Annotated in this window: 11 protein-coding genes; 6 read left to right on the top strand and 5 right to left on the bottom strand. The window is 69.3% G+C overall.

Features of this window, described 5'->3' with window-relative positions; all coding sequences use genetic code 11:
• The first annotated feature begins 195 nt into the window (after nucleotides 1-195).
• The 4 genes from IFSED24_RS09005 to IFSED24_RS08990 are packed head-to-tail and all read left to right on the top strand — an operon-like array spanning nucleotide 196 to nucleotide 7,588.
• The gene (locus IFSED24_RS09005; RefSeq protein WP_491334888.1) at nucleotides 196-1,461 is read left to right on the top strand and encodes a TolC family protein; all 1,266 of its coding nucleotides are present in this window, start codon (nucleotides 196-198) and stop codon (nucleotides 1,459-1,461) included.
• Between the two features lie 4 nt (nucleotides 1,462-1,465).
• Nucleotides 1,466-3,190 (top strand): efflux RND transporter periplasmic adaptor subunit, encoded by a 1,725-nt coding sequence (locus tag IFSED24_RS09000; RefSeq protein WP_491334887.1) that lies wholly within the window; start codon nucleotides 1,466-1,468, stop codon nucleotides 3,188-3,190.
• A complete protein-coding gene (locus IFSED24_RS08995) occupies nucleotides 3,187-6,789 on the top strand; it encodes an efflux RND transporter permease subunit (protein ID WP_491334886.1) in 3,603 nt (1,200 codons plus the stop codon). Before IFSED24_RS09000 ends, IFSED24_RS08995 begins: the two co-directional genes overlap by 4 nt.
• The gene (locus IFSED24_RS08990) at nucleotides 6,770-7,588 is read left to right on the top strand and encodes a GNAT family N-acetyltransferase (RefSeq protein WP_491334885.1); all 819 of its coding nucleotides are present in this window, start codon (nucleotides 6,770-6,772) and stop codon (nucleotides 7,586-7,588) included. Before IFSED24_RS08995 ends, IFSED24_RS08990 begins: the two co-directional genes overlap by 20 nt.
• Nucleotides 7,589-7,647: 59 nt before the next feature.
• On the opposite strand, the gene IFSED24_RS08985 is transcribed toward IFSED24_RS08990, so the two are convergent.
• From IFSED24_RS08985 to IFSED24_RS08970, 4 genes are all read right to left on the bottom strand, one after another.
• Nucleotides 7,648-9,312: a T9SS type A sorting domain-containing protein gene (locus IFSED24_RS08985; RefSeq protein WP_491334884.1), complete on the bottom strand. Its 1,665-nt coding sequence runs from the start codon at nucleotides 9,310-9,312 to the stop codon at nucleotides 7,648-7,650.
• Between the two features lie 133 nt (nucleotides 9,313-9,445).
• Entirely contained in the window at nucleotides 9,446-10,543 is a 1,098-nt protein-coding gene (gene mraY, locus IFSED24_RS08980; RefSeq protein ID WP_491334883.1) for a phospho-N-acetylmuramoyl-pentapeptide-transferase, read from the bottom strand.
• 1 nt (nucleotide 10,544) lies between these two features.
• Nucleotides 10,545-12,518, bottom strand: a complete 1,974-nt coding sequence (locus IFSED24_RS08975; RefSeq protein ID WP_491334882.1) for a UDP-N-acetylglucosamine--N-acetylmuramyl-(pentapeptide) pyrophosphoryl-undecaprenol N-acetylglucosamine transferase — start codon at nucleotides 12,516-12,518, stop codon at nucleotides 10,545-10,547.
• 74 nt (nucleotides 12,519-12,592) lie between these two features.
• Nucleotides 12,593-13,363 carry a VOC family protein gene (locus IFSED24_RS08970; protein ID WP_491334881.1) on the bottom strand — a complete coding sequence of 257 codons (771 nt, stop codon included), beginning with the start codon at nucleotides 13,361-13,363 and terminating at the stop codon, nucleotides 12,593-12,595.
• A 184-nt stretch (nucleotides 13,364-13,547) separates the two neighbouring features.
• On the opposite strand from IFSED24_RS08970, the gene IFSED24_RS08965 reads away from it, so the two are divergent.
• The gene (locus IFSED24_RS08965; RefSeq protein ID WP_491334880.1) at nucleotides 13,548-14,300 is read left to right on the top strand and encodes an exodeoxyribonuclease III; all 753 of its coding nucleotides are present in this window, start codon (nucleotides 13,548-13,550) and stop codon (nucleotides 14,298-14,300) included.
• On the opposite strand, the gene IFSED24_RS08960 is transcribed toward IFSED24_RS08965, so the two are convergent.
• Entirely contained in the window at nucleotides 14,257-15,249 is a 993-nt protein-coding gene (locus IFSED24_RS08960) for a DUF7544 domain-containing protein (protein ID WP_491334879.1), read from the bottom strand. The genes IFSED24_RS08965 and IFSED24_RS08960 overlap by 44 nt on opposite strands.
• A 217-nt stretch (nucleotides 15,250-15,466) precedes the next feature.
• Here IFSED24_RS08960 and IFSED24_RS08955 point away from each other — a divergent pair, with 217 nt between their 5' ends.
• Nucleotides 15,467-16,888 (top strand): putative glycoside hydrolase, encoded by a 1,422-nt coding sequence (locus IFSED24_RS08955; RefSeq protein WP_491334878.1) that lies wholly within the window; start codon nucleotides 15,467-15,469, stop codon nucleotides 16,886-16,888.
• Nucleotides 16,889-16,976 lie beyond the last annotated feature (88 nt).

Below are 16,976 nucleotides of genomic sequence, written 5' to 3'. Positions count from 1 at the left end.
CTATCCATCTACATAATATGTTGACAATAAACAAGTTAATTTCTGGCACGGCCCCTGCATTGTCCCGATCGAATTCTTCGAGAGGTGAATCACCATGACCCTGACCGTGAATGTCATCGCCATCTCCTTCCTGGCGCTCCTCGTCTGGCTCGCGGTCCGCGCCCATGGCGCGGAAGGCCGGCGGAAGGATCGATCGTGACCTCCTTGCTGCTGGGACTGATGCTCGTCACCGCGGCGCTCGACACCGTGCCGGTCCCGTCGGGAGACGATCTGCCGGGCCTGGAGGCTTATGCGCTGCGGCACCACCCGGGCGTGGCGGTCGCCGGTGCCGAGTACGAGGCCGCCACGGCCCGTGTCGACCAGGCGGGATCGCTGCCCGACCCCGTGTTCATGTGGGGTGAGATGCTCGAGCCGGTGGAGACCAGGGTCGGACCGCAACAGCGTGTCCTCTCGTTCCAGCAACCGCTGCCCTGGCCGGGCACCCTCGACGCCCGCGGACATTCGGCGGACGCGCTCGCCGCGGCCGCGGCGGCATCCGCAGAGGTGACGGCCCTGCGCATCGTGGCCGGCGTCCGCCAAGCGTGGGCCCAGGCCGCCTGGTTGGCCGAGACCCGGCTGGTGATGCGCGGTCAGGTCGAGTTGCTGTCGTCGCTGGAGGACGCCGTCCGCGTGGCTTACGAGGCGGGGCAGGCTCGTTACGCCGACCTGTTGCAACTCCAGGTCGCCCTGGCCCGACTCGAGGATCGCCTGGAGGGACTCGACGACCAGCGTGAGTCCGCACGGGCCCAGCTCAACGCGGCCCTGGGACGAGACCCTGCGGCGGCCCTCGAACTCCCGGTCCGTCTCGCCACGCCAGCGTCGGCAGGGGATGTCGAGCCCCGGACACCCCACCCGCTCCTCGCTTTACTCGACCAGCGAGCGGCGGCGGCGCGGCACGAGGCGACGGCCGCGCGGCGCGCCGGCTGGCCCGGCTTCACGCTCGGACTGGACTGGATCCAGGTCGGACCGGCCCGTATGGATGGGGTCGACGGCAGCGGCAAGGACGCGGTGGTGGCCAGGGTCGGCGTCAGCATCCCGCTCTGGCGAGGAAAGTACGATGGCGCGGCCGCCGCCGCCGAGGCCAGGGCACGCGGGGCCCAGGCCGAGCGCCGGGCTCAGGACCAGCAGCTGGAAGCCCGGATCGTCGCCGCCACGGTGGCCCTCCGCGACGCGGAGCGCCGCCGCCAGCGCTACGCCGCCGATCTGATCCCTCGCGCCAGGCAGGCCTACGAGTCGGTGCTGGCGGGATACCGCGCCGACGGTTCGGCACTCGCCGACGTGCTCGGCGCACAGCGCACCCTGCTCGAACTGGAACAGGCCCGGCTCGATGCCGAGCGCGACCTCGTGCTGGCCGCAGCCGACCTCGACGAGGCGCTGGGACAGCTGCCCGTCACGAACCTGTCGGAACTGAAGTCGAGGTGACGCCATGACCAGCCGCAATCGTCGTATCCTGTCCATCCTGGCGCTGGTCGTCGCCTTCGCCCTTGGCTTCGTGCTGCGCGGAGGCCAGGGGCCCGACGTGACCGCGGACCATGCCGACCATGCTCACGACACGACGCCCGCGGCCACGACCTGGACCTGCAGCATGCATCCGCAGTTCCAGCTGCCGGAGCCGGGCGAGTGTCCGATCTGTTTCATGGATCTCATCCCGCTCGAGGAGGACACGGTCGAGGGGCTCGGTCCGCGAGACCTGGCTCTCTCGGCCAATGCCGTGGCGCTCGCCGAGATCGCCACCGCCATGGTCGAGCGCCGGTTCGTGACCCGCGAGGTCGCGCTGGTGGGCAAGGTCGTCGCCGACGAGACCAGCCAGCGAGTCATCACCGCGCGCGTGGCCGGCAGGATCGAGCGGCTTCATGTCGACTATACCGGTCGGACGGTCCAGCGCGGCGAGAAGCTGGCCGACCTCTATTCGCCCGAGCTCTACCGTGCCCGCGCCGAGCTGCTCGCTGCCCGGACCGCGGTCGAGCGTGGCGAGCCGGGAGCCGCGGCCAACCTACAATCGGTCCGTGAACGCTTGCGCCTGTGGGACCTCGACCCCGACCAGGTGGCCACCACCGGCGGCGAGCTGGTCACCATCACCGCTCCGGTGGCCGGGACCGTGGTGCGGAAGGACGCGGTGGAAGGTGCCTACGTCAGCACCGGCCAGCCGCTCGTGGCCATCGCCGATCTGAGCCACGTCTGGGTAGAACTCTCGGCCTTCGAACGCGACCTGCCCTGGCTGGCTGCCGGACAGACCGTACGCTTCCAGGTCAACGCCCTGCCGGGCGAGGATTTCACGGGCAGCATCGCGTTCGTCGATCCCCTGCTGGACGACCGGACGCGCACGGTGCGCGTGCGCCTGGAGGCGGACAATCCCGACGGACGCCTGCGCCCGGGCATGCTGGCTCGCGGACGTGTCGCCGTGGAGCTTGCTGCCGACGGTCGGCCGCGGGCCGGCCGTGCCGATGTCGAACCGCCGCTGGCAGTCCCGGCCACCGCGCCGCTGCTGACCGGCGAGCGCGCGGTGGTCTACCTGCAAGATGACGAGGACGAGCGGCGGTTCAGCGGTCGCGAGGTCGTGCTCGGACCGCGAGCCGGCGACTGGTTCGTGGTCCGTGATGGGCTGCGGGAAGGTGACCGTGTGGTGACCAATGGCGCCTTCAAGCTCGACAGCGCGCTGCAGATCCAGGCTCGACCGAGCATGATGTCCATGGAGGATGCCACTGATCCGACCGCGGTGCCGCCCTGCTTCGTCGACCTGGCGCCCGAGGTGATGGCGGCGTACCTGGAGTTGCAGGCGGCGCTGGCGGGAGACGACGCCGCGGCCGCCACCGTCGCCGCGCGCGCGCTTCAGGCCACCTTCAGCCTCCATTGCCGCGATGCCATCCCCGAGCTGGTCGCCGCCGCCGACGCGGTGGTGACGGCAGCCGATCTCGCCGCCATGCGAGAGGCCTTCCAGCCCCTGTCGGACCGGTTGTGGCTCACCATCAGCGCCGTGGGCTGGGCCGGCGAGAGCCCGCTGCGCCGCTTCCATTGCCCCATGGCTTTCGACAACGCCGGCGCCCACTGGCTGCAGCTCGACGACACCACGGCCAACCCGTATTACGGCGCCATGATGCTGCGGTGCGGCGGCGAGGTGGCCCGGCTGGGCGCCACGGAGGAGGGGTCGTGACGCGTTTGATCGGCTGGTGCCTCGACCACAGGCTGGTCGTCCTGCTGAGCGTGCTGCTGCTCGCGGGCTGGGGCGTGCTGGTCTCGCCGTTCGCGTGGGACCTGGGCGGTGTCCCGCGCGACCCGGTGCCCGTGGACGCCATCCCTGACCTCGGCGAGAACCAGCAGATCGTGTTCACCGAGTGGCCGGGCCGGTCGCCGCGCGACGTGGAAGACCAGATCACCTACCCGCTCACCTCGGCGCTTCTGGGCGTGCCCATGGTGCGCACGGTGCGCAGCTACAGCTATCTGGGCTTCTCCACGATCTACGTCATCTTCGAGGAGCGCGCCGATTTCTTCGACTCGCGTTCGCGGATCCTCGAGAAGCTGGCCAGCCTGTCGGCGGGCACGTTGCCCGCGGGCGTGCAGCCGTCCCTAGGACCCGACGCCACCGCGCTCGGCCAGGTCTTCATGTACACCCTCGAGGGTCGCACTCCCGACGGTCGGCCGGCGGGCGGCTGGGATCCCCAGGAACTGCGCACGATCCAGGACTTCCAGGTGCGCGACGCGTTGCTGGCCGCCGAGGGCATCGCCGAGGTGGCTTCGGTGGGCGGCCACGTGGTCGAGTACCAGGTGGAGGTGGATCCCGACGCGCTGCGCCTCTACGAACTGGATCTCGACGACGTGGTCCGCGCCGTGCGCGACGGCAACCGCGAAGTGGGGGCGCGCACGCTCGAGATCAACCGTGTCGAGTACGTAGTGCGCGGCACCGGCTTCTACGCCTCGGTCGACGACATCGCGCGCAGCGTGGTCTCGGTGCGCGATAACGTACCGGTCACCGTGGGCGAGGTGGCTCACGTGGTGCGTGGGCCGGCGCTGCGTCGCGGGGCTCTCGACGTGGGCGGCGCCGAGGCCGCCGGCGGCATCGTGGTGGTGCGCTACGGCGAGAACCCGCTGGCCGCCATCGAGCGGGTGAAGCAGAAGATCGCCGAGATCGCCCCGTCGCTGCCCATCCGGACGCTGGCCGACGGCACCACGAGCCAGGTCACCATCGTGCCGTTCTACGACCGCGCGGGCCTCATCCACGAGACCCTCGACACCCTCGGCGAGGCGCTCACGCTGCAGATCCTGATCACCGTGCTGGTCATCGTGCTCATGCTGCGCAGTCTGGGCGGCAGCCTGCTCGTGTCGGGTCTTCTTCCGGTGGCGGTGCTGCTCTGCTTCGCGGCCATGAAGACCGTGGGCGTCGAGGCCAACATCGTGGCGCTCTCGGGGATCGCCATCGCCATCGGCACCATGGTGGACATGGGCGTGATCCTCATCGAGAACGTCCAACGCCGCCTGGCCGAGGCCGACCTCACCACACCGCGTCGGGCCGTGATCCAGGATGCCGCGGGCGAGGTGGCCCCGGCGATCCTCACCGCGCTGTTGACCACGGTCCTCAGCTTCCTGCCGGTGTTCACCCTGACCGGCGCCGAGGGCAAGCTGTTCCGGCCGCTGGCCTTCACCAAGACCTTCGCGCTGGTGGCGGCGCTGGGGTTGGCGGTGGTGGTGTTGCCGGTGCTGGCGCAGACCGTGCTCGGCCGGCGATGGTCGCCGCGGTTCGCCCGAGTCGCCGCCTGGCAGGCACGCCTGCCGGACTGGCTGCAGGGACGCGTGGCCAGCTGGTTGGTGGCGCTGGCCGCTCTTCTCGTCCTGGCCGACCGCTGGCGACCGCTGGGCCTCGGCCGCTCCTACCTGGCCAGCGTGGTGTTCGTCCTGGTCGCCGTGGTCGGTCTGCTCCTGGTCTTCGCCGCGTTCCAGCACGCTTATCCGCGGCTGCTCGCGGCGATCCTCAGGCACAAGCGCACGTTTCTCGTGTTGCCCATGTTGGTGGTGCTGGGAGGCACCACGGTGTGGCTCGGCTTCGATCGCGTCTTCGCCTTCCTTCCCGGTGCGGGCGCCACCCATGGTGACGGGTCGGCGTGGGCCCGTATCTGGAGCGCTCCGCGCCATGCGTTTCCCGGGCTGGGCAAGGAATTCATGCCGCCGCTCGACGAGGGTTCGTTCCTGTACATGCCCACCACCATGCCCCACGCCAGTCTCGGCGAGGCGCTCGACGTGCTGAGCAAGCTGGACCAGGCGATCCTCACGGTGCCCGAGGTGGCCCAGGTCGTGGGCAAGCTGGGGCGGGCCGAGACCGCACTCGACCCGGCGCCCATTTCCATGATCGAGACCGTGATCAACTACCGGCCCGAGTTCGGCCTCGATGCCGACGGACGGCGTGTCCGCCAGTGGCGCCCGCACATCCGTTCGGCCGACGACATCTGGGACGAGATCGTGGCCGCGGCCCGGCTCACCGGCACGACCAGCGCGCCCAGGCTCCAGCCCATCGCCACCCGGCTGGTCATGCTGCAATCGGGCATGCGCGCGCCCATGGGCGTGAAAGTCCGTGGCCCCAGCCTCGAGGCCATCGAAACCGCGGCGCTGGCCATCGAGGCCGCGCTCAAGGACGTGCCCGGCATCGATCCCGCCACCGTGCTCGCCGACCGCGTGGTGGGCAAGCCTTACCTCGAGGTCGTCCCCGATCGCGAGCGGCTGGCGCGGTATGGCCTGACCGTGGCCCGGGTCCAGGACGCGTTGCAGATCGCCGTGGGCGGCCGCGAGGCCACCGTCACGGTGGAAGGCCGCCAGCGCCATGGCGTGCGGGTGCGCTACCCGCGCGAGTTGCGCGACTCGCTCGAGGACCTGACGGCGATCACCGTCCGCACGACCGGCGGGGTGTCCGTCCCCCTGGGCGAGGTGGCCGAGGTCCGCTACGTGCGGGGGCCCCAGGCCATCAAGAGCGAGGACACCTTCCTGGTGAGTTACGTCATCTTCGACAAGCAGGCTGATGTCGCCGAGATCGACGTTGTCGAGCAGGCCCGTGACCATCTGGCCGGGCTGCGCGACCGTGGCGCCCTGGACGTGCCGGCGGGTGTGAGCTGGTCCTTCGCCGGCAGCTTCGAGAACCAGGTGCGCAGTGAGCGGACGCTCATGGTGGTGATGCCCGTGGTGCTGCTGTCCATCGTGCTGCTCCTGCACCTGCAATTCCGTTCGCTGGCCGTGGCCGGCATGGTCTTCGCCGGCATCTTCGTGGCCTGGGCCGGCGGCTTCTGGCTGATCTGGCTCTATGGGCAGCCGTGGTTCCTGGATGGGAGCCCGTTCGGCATCGACCTGCGCCACCTCTTCCGCATCGATACGGTGAACCTCTCGGTGGCGGTGTGGGTGGGCTTCATCGCGCTCTTCGGAATCGCTACCGACGACGGTGTGGTCATGGCCACCTACCTCGGCCAGAGCCTGGAGAAGCGCCGGCCCACCGACCGTGAAGCCGCGCGCCGAGCCGTGGTGGCAGGCGCCATGCGGCGCGTGCGTCCCGCGCTGATGACCTCGGCCACCACGATCCTGGCCCTGCTGCCGGTGCTGACCCTGACCGGTCGGGGCGCCGACATCATGGTGCCCATGGCGATCCCGGCGTTCGGTGGTATGATCATGGCCCTGCTGACGCTGTTCATCGTCCCGGTGCTGTACGCCTGGCGCCTCGAGCGCCGGCTGGAGCGGACGCCGCCCACGGGAGGGCCCCATGCCCAGGAGCTTGCCTGAACCTGCGCAGATCGCCATCCAGGACGAGACCCGCATCGCCGAGGCCCTGACCATGGCGGCCGCCGACCACATGGAGTGGTGTGGCGGGATGGCGTGTTGCGATACGCCGGGATCCTACCTCAACCAGGCCCTGGGCTGCGCCTTGCGGGGCGAGGTGGTCACCGCCGGCGACGTGGCTCGCCTGATCGCCTGGTACGAGGCGCGCCAGGTCGAGCCGAGGGTCCAGGTCTGCGCCTACACCGGGACGGGGCTGCTGGCCGAACTGGCCGCGGCGGGATTCGGTCTGCAGGAATTCGAACTGGTGCTGGTTCGTGACCTGACGAGCGATCCGATACCCAGCGTACGCGGTCCGGAGGACCTGATCATCACGCCGATCGATCCTGACGATGCCCAGGCGGTGACGGAGTTCGCCCGCGTCGTGACGCGCGGTTTCTACGCTGGCCGCGATGCCCCTGGCTTCGAGGCCGCCATGGTCGCCGCGGCACGTTACGAGCGGTCACACTGCCTGCTGGCCCGCCTCGCCGGGGTGCCGGTCGGGGGCGGGTCGCTGGAGCTATACGGAGATCTGGGTGCGCTCTTCTGTGGCAGTGTGCTGCCGGAGGCTCGCGGCCTGGGTGTCCATTTCGCGCTGATGGCAGCGAGGCTGTGGCTGGCCCGGGAATGTCATTGCCGCCTGGCGACGGTGGGGTCGCGGCCGGGTGCCACCACCGAGCGCAATGCGTGGCGCTGCGGCATGCAGCCGAGCTATAGCCGGGCGGTCCTGGTCCGGCCGGGTCCCGGTCTGGTCAGCAGCTCCTGACCGTTACGGAATAGGGGCGGAACCCGTGGGTCCCGCCCCTCTGTGTTTCGATCAGGCAATCACTTGATCAGGGTCATGCGCTGCGTCATCACCCCCTGAGGCGTTTCGAGGCGGCAGAGGTAGGTGCCGCTGCCGAGGCCTTCGCCCTGGAACTGGAAGGCATGCTCGCCGGCCGACAGGGGGCCGTCCTGGAGCGTGCGCACGAGCCGTCCACGGACGTCGTAGATGGCCAGGCGTACCTGGGCCTCTCGAGCCAGGGTGACCGGGATGGTGGTGGTGGGGTTGAAGGGGTTGGGATAGCACTGACCCAGGCTGGTGGCCACCAGCGGGGTCGTCTCCGGCGCTGGCGTGATGACGTTGGAGGTTCCCCAGACCCAGCGGCCCGGCGCGAACCATTCGAGGAAGAGCACGTCCTGCGCCAGGTTCACCATCTGGAAGCGGATGCTGTCGGCCAGGTACTCGCCGCTCGTGTAGGTCATCCAGAAGCTGCCGCTACCCGAGGGGCCGGGATAGTGGGGGGAGCCCGCGCTCGTCATTCCCATGAGCCCCTCTTCCTGGTAGGCGGCGCGGCCGAAGATCAGTACGTCGTCGGTGTGGTCGGTGAAGTAGTCGAAGGTCATCTCGAGGTGTTCACCATTGGACATGATGGCGGGGGAGGCCGGGGAGAAGACGAAGTTCTGGAGCGCGTGCGGACCGTAGTGGTAATGCACGGGCACATCGAAGGTCTGGTAGACCTCGTCGGGGGTCCCGATGAGGAAGCGCACGGCGTCCAGGTCCTGCTCGCCGGTGTTGACCCGCGTGTAGCGTGTGATGTCGTGGGGGTTGTTGGGCTCGGGCTGGCTGCCCTGATAGACGCTGCCCGGCGCGTAGTTGCCGTCGACGATGGACCACATCCAGACGTAGAGATCGCCGCTGCCGGCGTGGTCGAAGGTGAACGATCCCACCAGGTTCTGGCTGTTGTGGAGCGAGGCCAGGTCGGGATGGTTGAACTCGATGTCGTAGAGCCCGTGCTCGCGCCAGTGGATGTCCCAGGGCACGAAGAACTCGTCGAGCAGCGTGGCGTTGTCGAGGGTGAAGATCTGGAAGCGGATGTGGGTGACGTTGGCGTCGTTATCGAAACTGAAGTACTGCGAGTAACTGCCGCTGGGCGGCAGGGCGACCGAACCACTGGCACTGTAGCCGCCCTCGAGGCTGCCGCTGTTGAAGGGCCTGGCGTAGATCCGGCAGCCAGCGGCGTCGACGGCGTAGTCGAAGTCGATGTTCAGGTCCATGTCGTGGGGCAGGCGGCTGTACTGGCCGTGGTCGGGCCGGATGTTGTAGATGCCGTAGGGGCCGTACTCGAAGTAGACCGGGACGAAGAGCTCCAGCCGGACCTCGGTCTGGTCGGGATCGACCAGGCGGACACGGACGTGGTCGATCACCTGCTCGCCGTTGAGGATGGTGAGGAACTTGGTGGCGGTGCCGGTGCCCATGGGGTGGACCACCGATCCCGAGACGCCGTAGCCGGGCGTGGGACTACCGTTGGTGTAGGGCAGGATGTAGATCCGCGCACCGGCCGGGTCCTCGATCTTGTACTGGATGTCGACGTTCACGTGGGTGCCGTTGGGCAGGAAGCTGGGCGAGGGCTGGTCGAAGGTGATGCCGCCGAGGTACTCGGCCGAGGCGAGGAGGGGTAGAAGCAGGATGATGAGGGTCAGAAGGGCCGAACGAAGGGGGCGATACATGGGCGACCTCCGGGATCAGGGGATGGAGGATGCGCATTCGTCTGGGTGCGGATTCGCGGTGGGCGCGCTTCACGTACCATGATACGCACAAAAAGTCCGAATATCACACGGGGATGAAGGATTTTAAGCGGATCTAGCGGAATTTGATGGTCAGCATGGCCGTGGCGGCGCAGATGAGAGCGATGATCCAGAATCGCACCACCACCTTGCTCTCGGCCATCCCCCGATGCTGGAAGACGTGATGCAGCGGCGCTCGCGGCAGGATCCGCCGCTTCAGGAGTCGGAATCCGATCTGCTCCTGGACGAAGGTCGAGAGCAGCTCGAGCAGGAAGATCAGGCCGGCCAGCAGGCAGACCAGTTCCTGCCGGATCATCAGCGCCGCCGTGCCCAGGGTCCCGCCGATGAAGAGCGAGCCGGTGTCGCCCAGGAACACGCTCGCCGGGTGGCACACGTACCAGAGGAAGCCCAGTCCGGCGCCGATGATGGCGGCGCAGAACACCGTGATCTCCGAGGCCCGCGGAATGAACGCGTAGAGATAGTGACCCGAGAGCTGCACGTTGCCGGCGATGTAGGCGAAGATGGCGATCACCGAGAAGACCAGGATCGCCGGGACGGTGGCCAGGCCGTCCATGCCGTCGGTGATGTTTACCGCATTGACGTGGTAGGCGATGTAGAACGCGCTCCAGGCGAGGATCCAGTAGTGCAGGTCGAGGACCGCGCCCTTGAAGAACGGGATCTGGACCTGAGTGCCGACCTGGCCGGGGAACGGCGAGATCTCGGGCCAGGCCAGGTACAGGCCCAGCGCCAGGCCGAAGAGGATCTGGCTGGCCAGCTTGGTGGTGCGCGAGATGCCGCGGTCGGGGTCGCGGTGGCGGATCTTGAGCCAGTCGTCCAGCAGGCCGAATCCGGCGAAGTAGATGGCAGCGGCGAAGAGGACCCAGACGAAGGGGTTGGTCAGGTCGCACCAGAGGAACGCGGCGCCCAGGCCGCCGAGGGCCATGAGCAGGCCACCCATGATGGGGGTGCCGGTCTTGGCCGTGGTGTTGATGTCGCCGTAAGTGCGTTCGAACGAGCGGATGCCCTTGCGGTAGAGCAGGTTGATCAGCGGTCGCCCCACCAGGAGCACGCACACGAAGCCGGTGATGAAGGCCAGGGCCGAGCGCGAGGTGACGTAGCGGAAGACGGCCGGCCCGCCCACATCCTCCAGCGCTCGCATCAGCAAGTACAGCATGTCACGCCTCCTGGCGCCGCACGCGGCGGACGGCCTCGTTGCGGCGGTGGCGGATCTGGTATTCGGTCAGGTAGCCGTTGGCGGTGATCAGGATGCCGTCGAGGGCCCGGTCGGCGGTGGCGGCGTCGATCACGTGGCGCTCGGTGAGCTCGGCGTAGGCGTCGAAGAGCGCGGCGCGGACCTTCCAGACCGCATCGAAATGCAACCCGGCCAGGGCCTTCAGCGCGGGGGTGGGGTCGTCGGCCACCCGTCCCAGAGCGCGGCAGGCCGCCATGCGGACCTCGAAGCTGAGGTCGCGGCAGAGCCTGGCGAGCTGGCCAGCCAGGAGCGACCGGTCGGCCTCCGGTAGCTGGGCTGCGCAGGCAGCCACGGTGAGCGCGGCTTCCACACGGGCTTCGTAGTAATCGTCGGCGAGACCGTGGGCAAGCGTCTTGATCAGCTCGTCGGCAGCCAGGGCGGTGGGGCCCAGTCCGCGCAGGCCCTTCAGCGCATCGCGCCGGACCATGGGCAGGTCCGAGCGGGCTAGGGTCTGCAGCAGCGTGGCGACCTCGCGGTACCTGGCCAGGCCGGCGATGCGGCAGCCGCGAGCTCGGTCGACCCAGGTCGTGCTGGCCAGCAGGGCGTCGATTTTGCTCAGCAGCAGCTCACGCTCGGCGGCATCGAGTGGTGGCTCGGCTTCGGCCGCCACGCGCTGGAGCAATCGTTCCATTCCCGCGGCGTTGAGGCCCATGACCCTGTCCTGCAGGGGGCTCGGCGGGGCGGCAGGTTCGGGACGGGGGCCGTCGTGGAGCAGGTAGGCGGCGCAGGCGGCGAGCAGTCCGCGGGCATCGGTGGTGATGAACTGGCGGGCGGCGCTGGCCATGGATTCGCGCTGCGCGGGATCGTCCAGCAGGGTCAGCACCAGCGAGGCCAGCCGCTCACCGGGCACGAAGGGGGTTGTTGCGCCCTGGCCGGCGGGGTCGATCCGCTCGTACAGCACGCGGCAGGCCTGGGCCCGTTCCAGCTGCCGCGCGTTGCGGACCTGATGGTCGCCGGGCAGGTTGGCCTTGGGCACCACCACGGCGGGCCGGCCCTGAGCGCAGACCTCCATGAGCGAACCGGCTCCGGCACGGCAGAGCACCAGGTCGCTGGCGGCGTAGCACGAGGCCATGTCCTCGATGAAGTCGAGCCGCCGGTAGCGGGGGTTCGCCAGCAGGTCGGGAGCCTGGGCACCGAGCCGGTCCTCGACGTCCTGGAAACCGTTGTAGATCCCGCGCGCCGGACGCGTGCCGAAGGGGCGGCCACAGCCGTGGATGATCCAGACATCGGGGCGGGCCAGCATCGTCGTGGCGGCGTCGGCCAGCGCACGGTTGATGGTGCGGGCGCCCTGGCTGCCGCCGAAGGCGAAGACCACCAGCGCCTCGTTTGGGATGCCCAGGGCGGCGCGGGCGGCCTGGCGGTCACCGACCTCGCAGCTGGCCCGGACCGGGTAGCCTACATAGACGCCCTTGCCGGCGGGCAGCTGGGCGAGGGTGTCGGGAAAGGTGACGGCCACGAGATCGGCGAAGCGGGCGGCCAGCTGGTTCATGCGGCCGAGGTGCGCGTTCTGTTCGTGGACCAGCAGCGGGGCTCGGCTCAGACGGAGCGAGCGCAGGATGGCGTTGGCCAGGACCACGGGAGCGGCGACGTAGCCGCCGGTGGCCACGATCAGCGAGGGGCGGTGGCGCAGGAGGATGCCCAACGCCGCCAGGATGCCCAGACCGAGATTCCAGGCGAAGGGGATCAGGCCGAGCCCGGGACGAGGGAATCCCTGGCTCCGCACGCGCGACAGCGGCATGCCGGCCCGGGGCGCCATGACCGATTCGGCCTTGTCGCCGAGGCCGACGTAACGGAACGTGGCGTCGGGATAGCGCTGGGCAAGAGCACCGGCTGCGGCGAGGGCCGGAGTCACGTGACCTCCGGTGCCGCCTCCGGTCAGCAGGAACCGCCTGGGCATGTCCACCTCCGTGTGGCCGTTTCCGCGCGCATCATGGCACGGAAACGGCCGTCACGCAACCGGCGGTCGCCCGGTCAGGCGGCGCGGAACACGGCGAAGACCGCGCCGTGGGGGTCGGCGGCCACGGCGAAGCGGCCGGTCTCCGGGATGTCGGTGGGCTGGCAGTAGACCTGGCCGCCGTGCGCGGCGATCGCCACGACCGCATCGTCGACATCGGCCACGCTGAGGTAGGGCAGCCAGTGCGGCGGGGCGTCCGTCGCCGGCGGCATCGGCATCATGCCGCACTCCAGCCGTTCGCCGCGCCGGAAGACCCAGTACTTGCCGAATCCTGGCATCTCGCTCGACTCCACCTCCCAGGCGAAGATCTCGCGGTAGAAGGTCTCGCACGCCGTGGTCTCGGTTGTCAAAAGTTCGTTCCAGCAGAAGAACCCGGCCGGGGCCGGTTCGGGCCGTTCGGCCGGCGGCGGATTGCTCCCCTTGAACGGCAGGATCACCGCGCCCGCGGGATCCTCCAGCGCGGCGAAACGGCCGATGCCGGGGATGTCGCTGGCCGGGACCAGGACCTTGCCGCCGAGATCCTCGGCCTGGTGGCAGGCACCGTCCACGTCGTCGACCGTGACGTAGGCCATCCAGTGCGCCGGCATACCCTCCTGCTGCGGCGAGATCAGGCCGCAGTGGTGGTTGTCGCCGGTGTGCGCCATGGGATAGATGCCCAGGTCGCCCATATCATAGTCCAGCCACTGCCAGCCGAGCAGTGCCGAGTAGAATTCTCTGGAGGCTTCCTTGTCGGGGGTCACCAGTTCGTACCAGACGAAGCGGCCGGTGCTGGGCGGCGTGTCGTTCATGACCTGCTCCCGGTTGGTGGTTTGGCACCCGTCGTGGCGCGATCGGGCGCTCCGTATTCGCAGGGGTTGACACCCAGGAAAGGCGAGGCTCCAGGCGGTCGCAAGTCCGGGGGCTTGACGCGAGCAGTTTCCGGGGGATATTCCTGCAGACCTGTCAACAGACCGGCGACCGAGGAGGTTGAGCGTGCATTTCGTGTCCTGGAACGTCAACGGCCTGCGGGCCTGTCTGCGCAAGGGTGGCGGCGATTTCCTGCGTGACTGCGGCGCCGACGTCATCTGCCTGCAGGAGACCCGCGCCATGCCCGAGCAGGTCGACCTCGATCTGCCCGGATACACGGCCCACTGGAATCCGGCGGCCAAGCCGGGTTACAGCGGCGTGGCCATGTTCACGCGCCACGACCCGCTGTCCATCACCCTCGGTCTGGAGGACCCCTCGTTGAACCACGAGGGTCGTGTGCTGACCCTGGAGCTGGCCGACCTCTACCTGGTCACAGCCTACACGCCCAACGCCCAGCGGGAACTGGCCCGCCTCGATTACCGGCAGCACACCTGGGATCCGGCCTTCCTGGACCACGTCCGGCGGCTCGACGCGCACAAGCCGGTGGTGTTCTGCGGCGACCTCAATGTCTCGCACCGCGAGATCGACCTGGCCAACCCCGCCGCCAACCGCCGCAACGCCGGGTTCACCGACGAGGAACGCGCCGGTTTCGACCGGATTCTCGAGGCCGGCTTCGTCGACAGCTTCCGCGAATTCGAACCGGGCGGCGGCCACTATACCTGGTGGAGCAACCGCAAGGGCGTGCGCGAGCGGAACATCGGCTGGCGGATCGACTACTTCCTGGTCTCGACACAGCTGCGGCCGCGGCTCGCCGCCGCGGCCATCCATCCCGAGATCATGGGGTCGGATCACTGTCCGGTGTCGGTGACGCTGGGCTAGGCGCCGGCGATGCGTCGGGCGCCTGCGGGGGCTCGGCGAGCGCCGGGAGCTGCAGGTCGGGATCGAACTGTCCCAGCCAGCAGAGGTCGTAATACCGCAGACCCATGAGCACTGGCAGCTTGACCACGGCGCCGATGTAGGGCAGCGCCATGAGCACGAAGCCCACGCAGCAGGTGAGCAGGCCGACCACGCCCAGGACCAGGCCGCCGAGCAGGTGGAGCAGGATCTTGACCAGCGCCACCAGGACGAAGTGTCCGGGCTGGGCGTCGAAGAGCACACGGAACCGTTGCCAGGCAGCCAGCACGCCCACCTCGTGACGGTGCATGATCACGGTCACGAAGCTCTCGGCGTAGAAATCCACCAGCGCCAGCACCGCCACCACCGCGAAGATCGCCGCGCCCAGCAGGATCCAGCCCAGCACCGAACCGGGGCCGGCGAAGCCATGGCCGGCCAGGGCGGCGAAGAGCCCGGTGAAGAAGACCAGCGGCACGATCAGGGCGATGGCCACGAAGAAGAAGCAGATCTTCCAGAAGAAGTACGAATCGCCCAGCCGGCCGAAGCGGCGCCAGTGCACGCTGATGGAAGGGTCGCCGCTGGTCAGGTTCTCCAGCCAAACGAACCGCGCGCGGCAGCTCACCCAGAGCAGCGCCACCATCACCAGCAGAACCACGGTGGCCAGGGACATCAGCAGCAGCACCGACACGCCGGTGGGGATGATTCCGCCGGCGCTGTCCACGAGGTGGTCGACGGCGCCGGAGAAGTCGGCATCGCGGACCTGGGTCTGCACCTCGGGGTCCGAACCCGCTGCCGAGCCCCCGGACTGGCCCAGGTAGACCAGCCAGGCGGTGAAGCCCAGGGTCAGCCAGCGGCCGAGATCGAAGGGCCGGAAGAGGTAGCTCCGGGTGCGTTCGACCGCTTGTTCCAGTGGGGGCCAGTAATGGATCGACATGGGCGACTCCCTCGGTCGGGACCTGGTCTCTGACGATGACGGCTCACGGTTCCGGATACCCGGCCACGGCGTCGGACATTCACCGGCAAGCATGTCATGGTCCGGCATTCCGCCTCTGTCCAGTATTCCCCGGCGGTCCGGAAGTTGCAACTCCTGGTGCGGACCCGGTGCTGCATTGCAATTTCGATCTTCACCCCCGGGGATGGCCGTGCGGGACTTGCAGAACGCTCTCTTCAGACTCCTCGGACCCAGCGGACTGGCGGTCGCCCTGATGGCGGCCTCCCCCTCTGTCTCGGTGGCGACCGCCTCCGCTGTGGCTGACCAGGCCGACACCCTGGTGCACGTGGTGCAGTCGGGCGACACGTTGAACCGGCTCGCGGCGCGTTATCGCGGTCCGGCCGGCTGGTACGGCCAGCCCGACTGTCTGGCCGCCATCCGGCGCACGAACGGCCTGGAGGACCGCGATCTCCTGAACCTGGGCCAGCGGATCCGGATCCCGGTCTATTGCGAACCCGAACCACCCCGCGCCGCCGACCCCACCCACGATGGCCGCCAGCTGCGGGCGCTCTACCTGCCCGGACCGATCTGCGGCTACGAGGCGGTGTTCGCCCGTGTCGACAGCTTCACCGTGGCCGGCGGCAACGGCGTGGTCTTCGACGCCAAGGACATCGACGGCGGGATCAGCTACGGCAGTCGCGAGCCCCTGGCAGTCTGGGGCAAGGGCCGCCCGGCACCGCTGATCACCGACCTCGAACTGCTGGTCCGCCGCCTGCACGATCGCGACCTGTGGGTGGTGGCCCGCCTCGCGCTCTTCCTCGACGGCGAATTGGGTCGCCAGCGGCCCGACCTGGCGCTGCAGGGGACCGATGGCGCACCCTGGCGCGAACGGGACTGCTCCTGGATGGATCCCACCGCCGATGAGGTGCGCCGCTACAACACCGCGCTGGCGCTCGAGCTGGCGCGGGCCGGTGTCGACGAGGTCCAGATCGACTACGTGCGCTTCCCTACCAACGGCTGGCGCGGGGACTGGCAGGGGGACCTGGCGACCACGGCGGCGCGCCGCCGCGAGGTCATCACCGGGTTCGTGGCCGCGCTCCACGACACCCTCGCCACCCAGGACTGCCGGCTGTCGGCCGACCTCTTCGGCATCATGGCCTGGGGCCGCACCGCCGACCTCGCGCTCACCGGTCAGCACGTGCCGAGCCTCGCCCCGCATCTCGATGTGATCTGCCCCATGATCTACCCGTCGCACTTCGGACCGGGTTTCGAGGGCCTCGACAATCCCGGCGACCATCCCGGCTACATGATCGCCGAGGGGGTGCGCCGCTTCCGCGAGCAGGCCGGCCCCGATCTCGCCATCCGCCCCTGGCTGCAGGCCTTCCCCTGGCGGGTGCGCGATTACGACGCCCGGTACGTCCAGGCGCAGATCCAGGCCTCTCTCGACGCCGGGGCAGCAGGCTGGAGCCTGTGGAATCCGGCCGGCCGCTACGATGTGGCCAGGACAGCCTTGCCGCTGGTGGCTGCCGGTCCCCCGGCGCCGCAGGTGGCGCAGGCGCCCGCCCGCGAGCCCGAGCGCTATGGTCCCGAACCGCCGGCCACGCTCCAGGTGGTCAGCCGCGAGCCCGCTCCCTCTCCTTGACCCCCGGAACGTTTGGGCCCAGAGTTGGTTGACGATCCCGGCGATCCGTCTCCTAACCCCGACCCCGCGGCTCCGGCGCCGTCGAAGG

It is taken from the genome of Candidatus Latescibacter sp. IFSED24, assembly GCF_058273205.1.
This window is presented reverse-complemented; position numbering and strand designations above follow the sequence as displayed.